At 59.1% G+C, this 15,327-nt stretch carries 16 protein-coding genes; 3 read left to right on the forward strand and 13 right to left on the reverse strand.

Annotation, left to right across the window (positions count from 1 at the left end; translation table 11 throughout):
* Nucleotides 1-69: 69 nt before the first annotated feature.
* From PMI36_RS12465 to PMI36_RS12425, 9 genes are all read right to left on the reverse strand, one after another.
* A complete protein-coding gene (locus PMI36_RS12465) occupies nucleotides 70-834 on the reverse strand; it encodes an ABC transporter ATP-binding protein (protein ID WP_007904656.1) in 765 nt (254 codons plus the stop codon).
* 13 nt (nucleotides 835-847) lie between these two features.
* On the reverse strand, nucleotides 848-1,966 hold the full coding sequence (locus tag PMI36_RS12460) for a succinylglutamate desuccinylase/aspartoacylase family protein (protein ID WP_008072749.1): 1,119 nt from the start codon (nucleotides 1,964-1,966) through the stop codon (nucleotides 848-850).
* Nucleotides 1,967-1,978: 12 nt separating this feature from the next.
* Complete coding sequence (locus PMI36_RS12455) at nucleotides 1,979-2,689, reverse strand: ABC transporter permease (RefSeq protein ID WP_008072750.1); 711 nt, start codon at nucleotides 2,687-2,689, stop codon at nucleotides 1,979-1,981.
* Nucleotides 2,686-3,414, reverse strand: coding sequence for an ABC transporter permease (locus PMI36_RS12450; RefSeq protein ID WP_007904662.1), 729 nt, complete (start codon nucleotides 3,412-3,414; stop codon nucleotides 2,686-2,688). Before PMI36_RS12450 ends, PMI36_RS12455 begins: the two co-directional genes overlap by 4 nt.
* 56 nt (nucleotides 3,415-3,470) lie before the next feature.
* Complete coding sequence (locus PMI36_RS12445) at nucleotides 3,471-4,253, reverse strand: transporter substrate-binding domain-containing protein (RefSeq protein ID WP_008072751.1); 783 nt, start codon at nucleotides 4,251-4,253, stop codon at nucleotides 3,471-3,473.
* Nucleotides 4,254-4,627: 374 nt separating this feature from the next.
* Nucleotides 4,628-6,316, reverse strand: a complete 1,689-nt coding sequence (locus PMI36_RS12440; RefSeq protein WP_008072752.1) for an ATP-dependent DNA ligase — start codon at nucleotides 6,314-6,316, stop codon at nucleotides 4,628-4,630.
* Nucleotides 6,313-7,344 carry a ligase-associated DNA damage response exonuclease gene (locus PMI36_RS12435; RefSeq protein ID WP_008072753.1) on the reverse strand — a complete coding sequence of 344 codons (1,032 nt, stop codon included), beginning with the start codon at nucleotides 7,342-7,344 and terminating at the stop codon, nucleotides 6,313-6,315. Before PMI36_RS12435 ends, PMI36_RS12440 begins: the two co-directional genes overlap by 4 nt.
* A 253-nt stretch (nucleotides 7,345-7,597) precedes the next feature.
* Nucleotides 7,598-10,048: a penicillin acylase family protein gene (locus tag PMI36_RS12430; protein ID WP_008072754.1), complete on the reverse strand. Its 2,451-nt coding sequence runs from the start codon at nucleotides 10,046-10,048 to the stop codon at nucleotides 7,598-7,600.
* Nucleotides 10,049-10,257: 209 nt separating this feature from the next.
* Complete coding sequence (locus PMI36_RS12425; protein WP_008072755.1) at nucleotides 10,258-10,902, reverse strand: glutathione binding-like protein; 645 nt, start codon at nucleotides 10,900-10,902, stop codon at nucleotides 10,258-10,260.
* Nucleotides 10,903-11,047: 145 nt separating this feature from the next.
* Here PMI36_RS12425 and PMI36_RS12420 point away from each other — a divergent pair, with 145 nt between their 5' ends.
* Entirely contained in the window at nucleotides 11,048-11,605 is a 558-nt protein-coding gene (locus tag PMI36_RS12420) for a cysteine hydrolase family protein (protein WP_008072756.1), read from the forward strand.
* Between the two features lie 201 nt (nucleotides 11,606-11,806).
* Here the strand turns inward: PMI36_RS12420 and PMI36_RS12415 are convergent, their stop codons facing one another.
* From PMI36_RS12415 to PMI36_RS12400, 4 genes are all read right to left on the reverse strand, one after another.
* The gene (locus PMI36_RS12415) at nucleotides 11,807-12,010 is read right to left on the reverse strand and encodes an SEC-C metal-binding domain-containing protein (protein WP_008072757.1); all 204 of its coding nucleotides are present in this window, start codon (nucleotides 12,008-12,010) and stop codon (nucleotides 11,807-11,809) included.
* A 5-nt stretch (nucleotides 12,011-12,015) separates the two neighbouring features.
* On the reverse strand, nucleotides 12,016-12,501 hold the full coding sequence (locus PMI36_RS12410; protein WP_008072758.1) for an LEA type 2 family protein: 486 nt from the start codon (nucleotides 12,499-12,501) through the stop codon (nucleotides 12,016-12,018).
* Nucleotides 12,502-12,614: 113 nt separating this feature from the next.
* Nucleotides 12,615-13,091, reverse strand: coding sequence for a YchJ family protein (locus PMI36_RS12405; RefSeq protein ID WP_008072759.1), 477 nt, complete (start codon nucleotides 13,089-13,091; stop codon nucleotides 12,615-12,617).
* 4 nt (nucleotides 13,092-13,095) lie between these two features.
* Nucleotides 13,096-13,593 (reverse strand): DUF6231 family protein, encoded by a 498-nt coding sequence (locus tag PMI36_RS12400; protein WP_008072760.1) that lies wholly within the window; start codon nucleotides 13,591-13,593, stop codon nucleotides 13,096-13,098.
* A gap of 202 nt (nucleotides 13,594-13,795) precedes the next feature.
* Between PMI36_RS12400 and PMI36_RS12395 the strand changes: the two genes are divergently transcribed.
* Together PMI36_RS12395 and PMI36_RS12390 are read left to right on the forward strand one after the other, a co-directional pair.
* Nucleotides 13,796-14,491 carry an OmpA family protein gene (locus PMI36_RS12395; protein ID WP_008072761.1) on the forward strand — a complete coding sequence of 232 codons (696 nt, stop codon included), beginning with the start codon at nucleotides 13,796-13,798 and terminating at the stop codon, nucleotides 14,489-14,491.
* A gap of 90 nt (nucleotides 14,492-14,581) precedes the next feature.
* Nucleotides 14,582-15,295 carry an OmpA family protein gene (locus PMI36_RS12390; protein ID WP_008072767.1) on the forward strand — a complete coding sequence of 238 codons (714 nt, stop codon included), beginning with the start codon at nucleotides 14,582-14,584 and terminating at the stop codon, nucleotides 15,293-15,295.
* Nucleotides 15,296-15,327 lie beyond the last annotated feature (32 nt).

Below are 15,327 nucleotides of genomic sequence, written 5' to 3' on the forward strand. Positions count from 1 at the left end.
GTCACATCGATGCTGGATGTGCCTACGTCTTCGCGGGCAGCCTCGCTCCTACAAGGGCAGTGCAAGGGGTTACTTGAGGTTGCCGCTGAGGAACTGCTTCAACCGCTCACTCTTCGGATTACCCAGTACATCCTCCGGCGCACCTTCTTCTTCCACCAGCCCCTGGTGCAGGAACAGCACCTGGCTCGATACCTTGCGGGCGAAGCTCATTTCGTGGGTGACCATGATCATGGTCCGGCCTTCTTCGGCCAGGCCCTGGATCACCTTGAGCACTTCGCCCACCAGTTCCGGGTCGAGCGCCGAGGTCGGTTCGTCGAACAGCATGACTTCCGGTTCCATGGCCAGTGCGCGGGCAATGGCTACCCGTTGTTGCTGGCCGCCCGACAGGAACGCCGGGTACTGATCCGCTACCCGCGCCGCCAGGCCAACCTTGTCGAGGTAACGTCGGGCACGGTCTTCGGCCTCTTGCTTACTGCAACCCAGGACCCGGCGCGGGGCCATGGTGATGTTTTCCAGCACCGTCATGTGGCTCCACAGGTTGAAGTGCTGGAACACCATGGCCAGGCGGGTGCGAATCCGCTGCAGTTCATCTGCATCGGCCACGCGCATGCCGTGACGGTCGTGGATCATGCGGATCGTTTGGCCGTCCAGGCTCATGGCGCCGTCGTTGGGTTGCTCGAGAAAGTTGATGCAGCGCAAAAAGGTGCTTTTGCCTGAGCCGCTGGCGCCGATCAGGCTGATGACGTCGCCGGTTTTGGCCTTGAGCGAAACGCCTTTGAGCACCTGATGATCGCCATAGCTTTTATGCAGGCCTTCAATGGTCAATTTGTACATGGGGCATGCATCCTCAAGGCGAAAGTAGGTAGCCGCTGCGATAGGCTTCGGTGCCCGCGACGTGGGCGATTACCATGCCGGCAGTGGCCATGCGCCGCAGCGAACGGGCGTACATCAGGCCGGCGGCGGTGCAATGAACAGGGGTGACGCGATCATTGATCGGGTCGATGACTTCGGCGATCAGTTGCCCGGCCTCCAGGTATTCCCCGGGCAGGGCCGTGAACACCAGCAGCCCGCCCACCGGTGTAGCCACCGGTTCAACGCCGGCCAGCGGTGTGGCCGGGTAGGGCAGTTCCGGTAATGGCGCCGGCTCACCGGCAATCGCGCCGAAATGAATCAGATAATCGATCAGCGCCTGGCTGTCGAGGCTGGCCAGCGGGTGATTGACGTCACCCTGGCCGCGTAATTCGACAGTGACTGAAAAACTGCCCAGCGGAATCTCGAACTGCTCGCCGAAGCGCTCTTTCAACTGCCACCAGAGCAGGGTGAAGCATTCATCGAACGATTGGCCACCCGAATCGGTAGCCAGCAGACTGGCTTCAGAGCCGATGTAGCGCGCCAGTGGCTCGACCTGCGGCCAGGCCTCGGGCGTGGTGTAAAGGTGCGCCACGGCTTCGAAATCGCAATGCAGGTCCAGCACCATGTCCGCATCGCAGGCCAGCCGTTGCAGGGTCAGGCGCTGGGATTGCAGTTGAGTGCCTGCGGTCTGCCGCGCCAACGCCTTGCGCAGGCTGTCGCGGATCAATTCGAGGTTACGTTGCGGATCGTCGCCGAGCAGGCCTTCGATCTCGTTGCCGACTTCTTCACTCAAGTCGACGAACCAGCGATTGAAGTTCTGCCCGCTTTCCAGCTCATAGCGGCCCAATGGAACGTCCATCAACACTTGTTCCAGGCCGACCGGGTTGGCCACGGGCACCAGCACGATTTCGCTGCGCAGCCGGCCGGCGGCTTCCAGATCCGCCAGACGCTGCTTGAGGTGCCAGGCCACCAACATGCCGGGCAATTCATCGGCATGCAGGGAGGACTGAATGTAAATCTTGCCTTTGGCCGACGACGGGCCGAAGTGGAAACTGTGAATCTGTCGCACGGTCCCCGGCAGCGGGGCCAGCAGGTCATGAATCTGGTGGCGCATGTACGAGTTGTCCTAGTGAGTCGGCCCGAGGAAGGCCAGCCATCGGCGTTCGGCGAGACGGAACAGGCCGACCAGCGCAAAGGTAACGGTCAGGTAGATCAGCGCGGCGATGCCGAACGACTGGAATGTCAGGAAGGTCGCAGAGTTCGCATCGCGAGCGACTTTCAATACATCCGGGATGGTCGCGGTGAACGCCACGGTGGTCGAGTGCAGCATCAGAATCACTTCGTTGCTGTAATAAGGCAACGAGCGACGCAGGGCTGACGGCATGATCACGTAGGCGTAGAGCTTCCAGCCTGACAGACCGTAGGCCTTGGCCGCTTCGATTTCTCCGTGAGGCAGGCTGCGAATCGCCCCGGCGAAGATCTCCGTGGTGTAGGCGCAGGTGTTCAGGGCGAAGGCCAGGATCGTGCAGTTCATCGCATCGCGAAAGAACGCATCGAGGACCGGCTGGGCGCGCACAGCCGCCAGGCTGTAGATACCGGTGTAGCAAATCAGCAGCTGGATATACAGCGGCGTACCCCGGAACAGGTAGACGTAAAACTGCACTGGCCAGCGGATGTAGATCTTGGACGAAACCCTGGCGATGGACAGCGGGATCGACGCCAGAAAGCCGATGAAGATCGAAGCGCTGAGCAGCCACATGGTCATGGCCAGGCCGGTGATGTTGTAACCGTCGGTATAAAGGAAGGGTTTCCAGTATTCCTGCAAGAGTTCGATCATCGTACGGCCTCCCGGGAGCCGGCGGCGTAGCGGCGTTCGAGCCAGCGCAGGACGACGTTGGAGGCGCTGGTGATCACCAGGTAAATCAGCGCAGCCAGCACCAGGAAATAGAACAGTTGATAGGTGCTTTTACCGGCGTCCTGCGCGGCCTTGACCAAGTCGGCCAGGCCGATGATCGAGACCAGCGCGGTGGCCTTGAGCATCACCATCCAGTTGTTGCCGATACCCGGCAGGGCGAAGCGCATCATTTGTGGGAACACCACGAAACGAAAACGCTGGCCGCGTTTGAGACCGTAGGCGGTGGCGGCTTCGACCTGGCCCCGTGGCACGGCGAGGATCGCCCCGCGAAACGTTTCGGTGAAGTACGCACCATAAATGAAGCCCAGGGTGATGACCCCGGCGCTGAACGGGTTGATCTCGATGTATTCCCATTCCATGAAGTCGGTAAACGAGGTCAGCCAGGTTTGCAGGCTGTAGAAGATCAGCAGCATCAGCACCAGGTCGGGCACCCCACGAATCAGCGTGGTGTAGAGCTGGGCCGGTACTCGCACCAGTTTGACTTTTGACAGCTTGGCACTGGCGCCCAGCAAGCCGAGCAAAACGGCCACCAACAGCGACAACACCGATAATTTGATGGTCATCCAGGTGCCTTCCATCAGCAACGGACCGAAGCCCTGGAGGCTGAAGGCTGAGAGCCCCAGGTTTTGTAATAGGTTTTCGAACATAAATCAGCAACCTGATCGGGTGAAAAAAGCGCCCATCGCGAGATGGGCGCCAGGCATTATTTGCCGCTGTACAGATTCAGATCGCCAAAGTGTTTCTTCTGAATGGTGGCGTAGGTGCCATCGTCGTGTAACGCTTTGATACCTTTATCCAAAAGTGCCTTGAGCTCTTTGTTACCTTTCGAGATACCGATCGCTGTTTTGGAAGGCAGCAATTCGCTGTCGACTGGCTTGCTGACTTCGTAATCGGCGCCTTTTGGCGACTTCAAGAAGCCCAGTTCGGCTTGCAGCATGTCCTGAATCGCAGCGTCGAGACGGCCGGAAGTCAGATCGGAATACACCTGATCCTGATTCTGATAGGCCTGGGTTTTTACGCCAGCCTTGTCCAGCACCGCTTTGGCGTACGCTTCCTGGATGGTGCCTTGCTCGTAGCCGACGGTTTTGCCTTTCAGCGAAGCGGGGTTTTCGGTCAGGCCGGAACCCTTCTTGAACACATATGCAGTCGGGCCGGAGAACAGTTCGCTGGAGAAGTCGATGACTTTTTCGCGGGCCGGGGTGACGGTCATCGAAGAGATCACACCGTCGAATTTATTGGCTTTCAAGCCCGGAATCATGCCGTCGAAATCGCTTTCGACCCATTTGCACTTGACCTTCAGCTCGGCGCAAATTGCATTGCCCAGGTCGATGTCGAAGCCTACCAGGCTACCGTCGGCTGCTTTGGACTCGAACGGCGCGTAAGAAGGGTCAACGCCAAAACGCAATTCTTTGTATTCCTTGGCCAGCGCGGAGCCGGCAGCCATGCACAACGCCAGTGCAGAAAGGGTCAGCAATGCTTTTTTCATTATTCAATCCCTAAGAACCAATATGAGCGCTTGTGGCGCAGAAGTACTGTTACTGAAAAGCGTAAGACCTATTAAAAGTAGCAATTTCCGAACCAGAGTCCCGAACAAGCGTTTAAAAGGTAATACAAGAAGTGGCAAAGCGCGATTTATGCACGAAAACGGGCATCGCCAGATCCCTGCGCCAGGGTGGTGCGCAGTATGGTGAGCCCACCGCCAGATCAGCTAAGCCACAATCCATGTGGGAGCGGGCTTGCTCGCGAAGAGGGAGTGTCAGTCAACATTAATGTTGCCGGACACACTGCCTTCGCGAGCAAGCCCGCTCCCACAGGTTCTGCAACTTTACTGACCTGCATTGGTGCAACACAGAAATCAGGTCAGGCGAGCAAATCCTGCAACGTCGCCAAGTTGTCAGCTTCCTCCACCGATTTGTCCTGCCGCCAACGCAGCATTCTCGGAAACCGCACCGCAATCCCGCTCTTATGCCGCTTCGACAGGGCAATACCCTCGAATCCCAGCTCAAACACCAAAGTCGGTTTCACACTGCTCACCGGTCCGAATTTTTCCACCGTGGTCTTGCGTACGATGCTGTCGACCTGACGCATTTCTTCGTCAGTCAACCCGGAGTAAGCCTTGGCGAAAGGCACCAGCGTTCGCTCGCGGGCAGAAGGAGGACCGTCCCACACCGCGAACGTGTAATCAGTGTAGAGGCTGGCCCGGCGGCCATGGCCCTGCTGGGCATAGATCAGCACCGCATCAACGCTGAACGGGTCGACTTTCCATTTCCACCACACGCCCATGTCCTTGGTCCGCCCGACGCCATACAGCGCATCACGGGCCTTGAGCATCATGCCTTCGACGCCCAATTTGCGGGAGGCTTCCCGTTGGCGGGCGAGGTCGAACCAGTTTTCGCCGGTCAGTACGGGCGAGCTCAGTAACACCGGGTTTGCGCAGGCTTTGATGAGTTGTTCCAGTTGAACACGGCGCGTGGCTTGGGTCTGGTTACGCCAATCCTCACCCTGCCATTCCAGCAGGTCATAGGCCAGGATCACCACGGGCACCTCATCGAGGATTTTTTTGCTCAGCGTTCTACGGCTGATCCGCTGTTGCAACAGAGCGAAGGGTTGCACGGCGGGTGACGACGTCGACTTCGGGTCGAAGGCGTCCTCGGTGCCTGGTCGTGCAGCTTTCCAGGCGACGATTTCACCGTCGATCACCGTGCCGTCGGGTAAGTCATGAACCAGGCTGTCCAGTTCGGGGAAGCGCTCGCTTACCAGCTCTTCACCACGCGACCAGATCCACAAGCGCCCATCGCGCTTGACCACTTGAGCGCGGATGCCGTCCCACTTCCATTCCACTTGCCACTGATTGACGGGGCCGAGCAGGGCGTCGAACTGCTCGATCGGGTGCGACAACGCATGAGCGAGGAAAAACGGGTAGGGCTGACCCCCCCGTTGGGCATGCTCATTGGGTGATTCGGGGGCGACCAGCTTCAGGTAACTGGCGGCGCTTGGGCGGTTGGACAGATCGGTGTAACCCACCAGCCGCTGGGCCACGCGTTTGCTGTCGACCCCGCCCATCGCCGCCAAGGCGCGGGTAACCAGCAATTTGGAGACCCCGACACGGAAACTGCCGGTGATCAGTTTGATGCACAGCATCAGACCCTGGCGATCCAGTTGCGCCCACAAGGCGGGCAAGCATTCGGCGAGGGTCAGCGGGGGCGCGTTACGCAGCGGCAGCAGTTTGTCTTCAATCCACACCGCCAGCCCATCGGTAGAGGTGTGGGGCTTTTCGGGCAGCACCAGCGAGATGGTTTCCGCCAGATCACCTACGGCCTGATAACTTTCTTCGAACAGCCAGGGCGAGAGTCCGGAAAACGCTGTGGCCATTTCCCGCAGCATTCGTACCGGTACCAATTGTCGAGGGCGCCCACCGGACAGAAAGTACACCGCCCAAGCGGCATCTTCGGGTGCGGCCTGGGCGAAATAGCTCTGCATCGCCGCCAGTTTGGCGTTGCTCGAGGTGGTGGCGTCGAGTTCGGCATACAAGTCGGCGAAGGCTTTCATGCCAGCACCTCGGCGCTCTCGGGTTCTAGGACTGTGGTTTCTTCATCATCGCCATATTCGGTGCTGAAACTCATGGCATCGAGGCCTTGTTCGCGCAGATAGCGCACCAATACCCCGATCGAACCATGGGTGACGATCACGCGCTCGGCTCCGGTTTGTTCGATGGCCCAAAGCAGGCCGGGCCAGTCGGCGTGATCCGATAGCACAAAACCTCGGTCCACACTGCGCCGGCGCCGTGTACCGCGCAAGCGCATCCAACCGCTGGCGAAGCCATCGCTGTAATCACCGAAACGCCGTACCCAAGGGCTGGCACCCGCCGAAGGAGGTGCGAGGACCAAGGCCTTGCGCATCATCGGGTCATGCTTTTTAACGTCGCCGGCATAGATCGTTGGCGGTAGATAAATGCCACTCTCGCGATAAATCCGATTGATGGGTTCAACCGCGCCATGTACCAGAATGGGGCCGAGGCTGGCATCGATGCCGTGGAGAATCCGTTGAGCCTTGCCGAAGGCATAGCAGAACAGCACGCTGGTCTTGTCGGCCGCCGCATTGGCCCGCCACCACTGATTGATCTCGGCAAAGATCTGCGTCTGGGGTTGCCAGCGGTAAATCGGCAAGCCGAACGTCGATTCGGTGATGAACGTATGGCAACGCACCGGTTCGAATGGCGCACAGGTGCCATCGGGCTCGGTCTTGTAATCCCCCGAGGCGACCCAGACTTCCCCGCCATATTCCAGACGTACCTGGGCGGAGCCGAGTACGTGGCCCGCGGGGTGAAAACTCAGTTTTACACCGCGGTGCAGCAATGGCTCGCCATAAGGCAGGGTTTGCAGGTTGATGTCCTGGCCCAGACGCGCACGCAGGATGGCTGCCCCCGGTGCCGCTGCCAGATAATGTTGATTGCCACGGCGAGCATGGTCGCTGTGGGCGTGGGTGATGACCGAGCGTTCGACCGGCTGCCATGGGTCGATATAGAAATCACCGGGCGGGCAGTACAAACCTTCAGGACGAGCGATAACAAGGTCCATGTTGTTACCCAAATGGAGAGGCCTGTTAGCTAGGAGGTTTGCGCGAGACGAGAAGTTCTATTTATTTTCAAAGAAGGTTGGAGGCGTTAATCAGGCCGCTTTCGCGAGCAAGCCCGCTCCCACATTCAATCGAGTTCTGCCAGAAAGAATGCGATCAAATGTGGGAGCGGGCTTGCTCGCGAAGACGGCGGCACATTCAACATCAATGGGACCGGCAGCATGCTTTCGCGAGCCGGTCCGGTCCCACTCGAGGTTACTTGCCAGGTGTCAGCGTCAACCGCGTTTTTCCGTACACCTTGTCAAAGTTCTGCGGCTGCATCGGCAGGCTGATGTATTGCCCCTTGAGCCACGGCTCGACGCTGTCGAGATAGTGCGCGCTGGCCGGGTTGCCGGACTGGCCGCTACCGTTCTGGCCCATCAGCGGTTCGGCCTGGCCGAAATCGACGATAAAGCGCATGGCCGGCGCCAGCGTGGTGTTGAAGTCCTGACCCCAGGTGAACGCGGCGGTGTTGAGCGTGGTGTGGTCGCCGCCGGCTGGCAGCGGACCGCGCACGGTCTGGCCACTGGCGTTCTTCCATTCGTAGCGATGCAGTTTGCCCCACTGCCAGGCTTTGTGATCGCCACCCAACTGGCTGTCCCCCGCACTGATCGCGGACGCCAGGCTACGGGCGAGAATCGCCGGTTTGTCTTCTTTCTGCGAGGTGCGCAGGTCGTCCCAGAACGGACTGTCCTCACGGCTCAGCAGATGATCGGCCTGCGCCGCGTAGGACAACTTGCCGTTGGCGATAAAGGCTTTCCACGCCGGGCTGCTTTCCGGGCCCAGTTCGTCGAGGAAAATCTGTTTAGTGCTTTCCTGCAGGAACAGCTCGTAGATCGCCGCGTCGGCGGAGGTCGGGCTGAGTTTGCCGTCGAAAGCCATCAAGCGCGTATAAGCCTCGCGAGCCTTGCCGCGATCGGCCACCGGCAACGCTTCGATGGCGTGCTTGAGTGGCTGGGACATGCCCGGTGCTTCAAACATCTTCTTCAGCTTGGCAGCGAAGGTGGTGGTCTGGTCGTATTGCATGGCGATCAGGCTGCGTGTGTCGTGTTTGCCCACACCCGCCAGTTCGGCCATGCGTTCACCGCGCTCCGGCGCCGACCAGGAATTGGACAGCTGCATGCCGTAGCCATGGGGAATGACCCGCTGGTTGGCGGTGCCGAGCCAGCCTTGAGCCGGGTCCTGGTCATACGGATGGAGCATCGGGTCGGCGTAACCGTCCCAGTCGTAGCGACCTTCCCAGCCCGGCGACGGCAGCAAGCCTTCGCCTTCGCGACGGTTCGGGAAGCGACCGGTGACTTGCCAGCCGATGTTGCTGGCATCGGCAAACACCAGATTCAGGGCGATGGCGCGTATTTCACGGCTGGCATCCGAGGCTTTCTCGACGCTCTGCGCTCGAGACAGGTCGAAAAAGGCATCCAGGGTTTTGTCGTCGGTGAAGTTTGGCGTCTGCAAGGCCAGGCCGAAACCATTCGCCAACGCGGCGCCTTGGGCGCTGTTGAGCAACGGCCCGTGGCGGGTTTCGTACACCGCTTCGCGAATCGGCTTCTGGCCTTTGACGAAGTAGGTTTCGTTGCGCACGATCGCCGGCTGCCATTTGCCGCTGACTTCGTAAGAAAGGCCGTTGCCCTGGCGTTTGATTTTTTCCAGGAACAGGTCCTGGTTGTCGCCCATGACCGTGGTCATGCTCCACGCCACTTTGCCGTTGAAACCACCGAGCACCATGGGTAACCCGGCAATGGTCGCGCCGGAGGCCTGGTATTTCGGCGCGCGAATCTGCACGTAGCTGAACAGCGACGGTACGCCCAGCGGTCCATGGCTGTCGCTGGCCAACAGGCTTTTGCCGCTGCGGCTGCGTTGCGGAGCAATCGCCCAGTTGTTAGAAGACGTGGCGCCCAGCAGATTCAGGTCGGACAGTTGGCCCGTGGCTTTGCTGATTTCGCTCAGCCCCGGGATTTGCCCATTGAGTTTGATGCCCTGAAGTTTTTCCGCTTCTGCAACTGGCAGTTTTTCATCGGGAGCGGACGGCGCAAGCCACGCCAGCTTGTCGGTACTGACTGTCTGGGCCAGCATCAATGAGGAAATTTCTTCCGGCAGGTTCGCCGATTGGCTGAAATTCAGCAGGCAGAAAATCAGCGCTGAATCTTCAGGTTTCCAGTATTCCGGCTTATAGCCAGTGGCCGCGAGGTCCGCAGGCAGTTTGTCGCGGTAGCGGAACAGGTAGGCGTTGACCCCGCGGGCATAGACTTCGAAGAAACGCTTGAGGCGCGGCGAAGAGGCCTTGTACAGCTCTCCCGCGCTTTTCTTCAGATTGACCGCACGCATGTAGCGGTCGGCGTCGAGCAGGTCTGCGCCGGACATCTCCGCCAAACGGCCCTGGGCCAGCAAACGCAGAGTGACCATTTGGCTGATGCGGTCGCTGGCATGCACGTAGCCGAGGGTGAACAGCGCATCGTGGAAGCTATTGCTCTCGATCAGCGGCATGCCCATGGCATTGCGTCGAATCGAAACGTTCTGCGCCAGGCCTTTGAGCGGTTGCACGCCGGAGGTCGGCGGGAGGGTGTCTTGAGTGTTCCAGGTCTGACAACCGGTCAGGCTTAAAACACTGGCCACTGCTGCGGCAACGCCGAACCGGGGAAGAAAATGTGTGAGGGCTGGCGAGGCCATGGCAAAGCTCCTGCGGGGGGTAGCGTCATTAAAGGCGCTACGTTAGTGAGCAGGAGGTGGCCGCGCAAGCGGGGTATCAGGTTATTTCAGGATTTGTCTGTGGAATGCAAAAAGATCGCAGCCTCGTTTCACTCGACAGCTCCTACACGGTTTTGCATTCCCTGTAGGAGCTGTCGAGTGAAACGAGGCTGCGATCTTTTGATCTTCTATCAGGATTTCGGCGGATTGACCTTGGCCACCAGCGCATACGCCTTCACCGTCGCCGGGCGGTTCTGGATGTGGGTGAACCAGCGCAATACGTTGGGGAAGTCTTCCAGGTTCTGGCTTTGCCACTTGTGAGAAACGATCCACGGGTAGATTGCCATGTCGGCAATGCTGTATTCGCTGCCGGCAACAAAGTCATTGTTGGCCAATTGCTTGTCGAGAACCCCATACAGGCGGGCGGTTTCGTCGATGTAGCGCTTGATTGCGTAGGGGATTTTCTCTGGTGCGAATTGGCTGAAGTGATGATTTTGCCCGGCCATCGGCCCCAGGCCACCCATCTGCCAGAACAACCATTGCAACGCTTGCTGGCGTCCGCGCAGATCCTTGGGCAGGAACTTGCCGGTTTTCTCCGCGAGGTACAGCAGAATCGCCCCCGACTCGAACAGTGCCAACGGTTCACCGCCATCGACCGGCTCATGATCGACGATGGCCGGGATTTTGTTGTTCGGCGAGATCTTCAGGAACTCGGGTTTGAACTGGTCGTTCTGGCTGATGTTGATCGGGTAAACGTTGTAGTGCAGGCCGGCTTCTTCCAGGAATATCGAAATCTTGTGGCCGTTGGGGGTGGTCCAGTAATACAAGTCGATCATGAAGTACTCCAAATCAAGAGACATCGTCAGGTACGGACAGCGACCGCCGGCATCAGGTCGTCCTGTTTGCGTTTGATGGCTTGCCAGTAGGAAGAGGTGATGCTGAAGTGCGGTAAATTCAATGCCCAGCAGGAGAAAAGTCGGCATGGAGCTCAAGACCAACGCGGCGCTGATCATCATCGATCAACAAAAAGGCATCCTGCATCCCAGGTTGGGCCGCCGAAACAACCCTCAGGCCGAAGCGCGCATCCTGGAATTGCTGGGGCATTGGCGTCGAACCGGACGGCCGGTGATTCATGTGCAGCACCTGTCCCGCTCAGAGGATTCAGTGTTCTGGCCGCAGCAATCGGGGGTGGAATTTCAGGAGCGTTTTCAACCATCGATGGGTGAGTGGCTGATTCAGAAACAGGTGCCGGATGCCTTTTGTTCGACGGGGCTGGAAGCACGTTTGCGCGAGGCGGGGATCGATCAGTTGATCATCGTTGGTGTGGCGACCAACAATTCGGTGGAGTCCACGGCGCGAACGGCCGGGAATCTGGGGTTTGAAGCGTGGGTTGCTGAGGATGCGTGCTTTACCTTCGATAAAGCGGATTACTTTGGCAATGCTCACTCAGCCGAGGAAGTGCACGCGATGTCGCTGGGTAATTTGCATGGCGAGTATGCGACGGTGATTAATACGGATCAAATCCTGACCGACGACTGAAAACCTGTAGGAGCGAGGCTTGCCCGCGAAAGCGATTTAACTGACAGATTGATAGTGAATGTGCCGCCGTCTTCGCGAGCAAGCCCGCTCCCACACTCGATCTGCGCCAGCCACACATAGTGTGAACACAGCAGATCCAATGTGGGAGCGGGCTTGCTCGCGAAGGCGATTCAACAGGCGAAAAAATATCCGCCCGAAGCATCAAGCGCCGTGGCACTTCTTGAATTTCTTGCCGTTGCCGCATGGGCAAGGGTCGTTGCGGCCGACGTCTTTCAGGGCGTTACGCACCGGTTCCTGGTGGGCATGGCCGCAGTTCGGACCGTGGACATGGCCATGGTCGTGATCATGGTGGTCGTGATGGTCATGGTTGCAGTCAGGGCCATGGACATGAGGTTGCTGGGTCATCGGGGTCACTCCGGAATTAAATCGGCGGCGATTATCACGCCATTACGCGCCAGGTGCACGTAGTGCGCGATGAATAAACCGGTTTCCAGTTCACCTTCCAGACGATAGGGAATGGGTTGGTCGGGTTTTTTCAGCAGCTTGACCAGGTCCCGGACTTTCGGCCACAGGTTGGTGCGGATCGGCACTTTAAAATAGGCGCTGCGTTTGGGGCCGACCGTGAACCAGTGTTCGTGCTCGCCTTCGGTCAGCAGTATGTCCCCCAAGTGAATGCGATATTCCAGGGCACGCACCGTCAGGTCTTGGTCATTGGGATTGTCGACGCGAAAATGCAGCAGGAATTTCTGCTCCAGTAGTTTGGCCCGGACCACCTCGACCTTGACCAGATGCACCTGCGGCTCCGGCAAGTCGTCGTCGAACCACGACGCACAGCCGCCGAGCCCCAGAAACAGAAGCAGGGTGAGCAGCTGTAATGTGCGCCGCTGGGTGTTCATGGTCGTGTTTCTCCCTTGCCCCCAGTCTAGCTCCTAAAAGATCGCAGCCTTCGGCAGCTCCTACGCGCCTGTGGGCGCCGCCGAAGGCTGCGATCTTTTTGCTGTTGGTCAACTCAAACGCTGAAATAACTCGCGCAGCACTTCTTGAACTTCTGCCCGCTGGCGCACGGGCATGCATCGTTACGTCCGGCCTTGAGTGACACGGTGGGGTCGATGAAATACCAGTGGCCGGCGTTCTGTACGAATGACGAACGTTCGCGGTGGCTGTGTTCGCCGCTGCTGTCGTGCCAGCGAGCGGTGAAGGTGACGAAGGCGTGCTCTGGCTGACCGCCGAAGACTTCGGCGCTTTCCACCTCCAGGCCCAGCCAGGTGCTTTGGGCGCTCCAGTCGCTGATCGACTGGCGATCCAGGCCGGCCTGTTGTGCGGGCAGGGTGGTCGCCACTAGATAATCGATCAACCCCAATACATAGGCGCTGTAGCGCGAACGCATCAAGACTTCGGCGCTGGGGGCGGGGTGGCCGGCGTGGTAATGGCCACAGCAGGCATCGAGCAGCGTGCCGCTGCCGCAAGGGCAAATGGATGTACTCATTGCGTTACCACCAATATTTCCCGAAGTTTTCCGGATTGGCCCAGAAGCGGGAGTTGAGCCAGTCGGGCACCTGTTTATAGTCAAGCAGATCGTAGGTAAACAGCGTCAGTACTTGATCTTCACGCTGGAAGCGTTCGCTGGCTTGCAACGCCAGAGAGAAAAAGTCCGTCTCCTTCCAACCGCATGCCGGCAAGTCGGCCAGCACCGCAATGCGACTGGCATTGAGGTTGCGTATCCCGCCGAGCAGATTCAAGCCGTCGCGCTTGGGTAAATGTTCGAGGCAATCGACCACCAGCGCCAGATCAAACCGTTGCGCCGCCAGTTCGGCGGGCAGTGGCCCGGGCGCAGCAAAGGCGACGATGCTGTCCGGGTGCGCGAGCTTGAATGCCTCAAGCGCGGGGAATTCGCTGGCGCCAATCAGCAACAGACGCGCCGGGGCGTAACGATCAAGCAAAGCGGCCAACGCCTGCTGGGGCGTGCGCGAAGAAATACCTGCAATCATCGAAGATCCTCAATCAGAACGCCAAGACTAGCCTGCCCCAACGTCCGGGCCTAGTGTTCCTGTCTCGCGCAATTAACCAAAAAGCGGCGATCCTCCATGAACATGGGGCAAAACAGCAATGGCCTATTGCTGGCGGAGATTAAAAGTCGGGTCTTTACTCCCTAGAATCGGTTTTAAGCCGATCCCTCAGGAGAAGAACTAGATGAGCATAATTCGGACAGCATTACCCTTGGTTCTGCTAACCAGTGTGTTGACTGGTTGCGCAGGTTTGCAGAAAACCGACTGGCCGACCTGTGCGGCGGTCGGTGGTGTCATCGGTGCAGGGCTCGGCGCGACCGAAAGCTCGGCATGGGCGGGGTATGGCGCGCTGCTGGTCGGCGGCACGGCAGCCGCTTATTGCTGGGTGCATGGTGACGGCGACGAAGACGGCGATGGTGTGCTGGACAGCCGCGACAAGTGCCCGGGTACACCTAAAGGCGTGCGGGTCGATGCCGACGGCTGCCCTCCACCAGCGCCTGCGCCGGTGGTCGAGGAGGCGGCGGTGGTCAAGGAAGAAGTCATCGTTATCCGTGATGTGCACTTCCAGTTCGACTCGGCCAAGCTCACCCCTGCCGATAAGGACGTACTCAGCACCATTGCCACGCGCCTGAAACAGGAATCCTCCACCGCCCAACTGACTGTCACCGGTCATACCGACAGCGTCGGCAGCGATGCCTACAACCAGAAACTGTCGGATAGACGCGCCCATTCAGTGGTGGAATACCTGATTTCCCAAGGCGTGCCACGCAGCAGTTTCGTGTCTGTGACCGGTGCCGGTGAAAGCCAGCCGGTGGCCGATAACAAAACCGCTGACGGCCGTGCGATGAACCGACGCACGGAAATCAAAATCAACCGCTAGGTCTCTGCCGTTCCGCGGCTTGTACAGTCGCGGATGCGGGTCTTTACTCCTGTGTGACCGGTATGGGCCGGTGACACAGGAGCATTCACAATGAGCGTTCTTACAAGGACCGTCTTGCCGGTTCTGCTGCTTGGCAGTCTTCTGACCGGTTGTGCGACTCACAGCGATGGCACCGCCCCTCTCAATCAACGCACCTGGCCAATCTGCAGCGTCCTGGGTGGATTGGTCGGCGGCGGTTTGGGCGCGATCGAAAGTAGTGCCTGGGCAGCGGGTGGTGCGGCGCTCGGGATCTTGACCGGTGGCCTGATCTGCTACGCCCAGGATGGCGATGAAGACGATGATGGCGTCTTCGATCGACGTGATCGTTGCCCCGATACACCTGCCGATACCCCTGTCGAACATCACGGTTGCCCGCTGCCGCAATACCCGGCCAGCGTGAAACCTGTTGAAGCACCGGTCTCCGAAGTCATCACCCTGAACGGCAACGTGCTGTTCGCTTACAACCAATCCGAGCTGATGCCCCAAGCGCGCAGTGAGCTGGATTCGTTGATGGCCAAATTGCAAAACACCGATGTGGTGAGCATTAAAGTCATCGGTCATACCGACAGCCAGGGTTCGGACGCCTATAACCAGAAACTGTCGGAACGTCGTGCCAGCAGCGTCGCGGCCTACCTGTTGAGCCAGGGAGTCGCGCCAGACAAACTCACCAGCGAAGGCCGGGGCGAAAGCCAACCGGTGGCCGATAACGACACGGAAGAAGGACGGGCGCAAAACCGTCGCGTGGAATTGCACATCAATCGCTAAGCCTTGTAATAGAGCCGTCGGAAACCGATTCA

This window comes from Pseudomonas sp. GM79 (assembly GCF_000282495.1).
In the GTDB taxonomy this organism is placed as follows: domain Bacteria; phylum Pseudomonadota; class Gammaproteobacteria; order Pseudomonadales; family Pseudomonadaceae; genus Aquipseudomonas.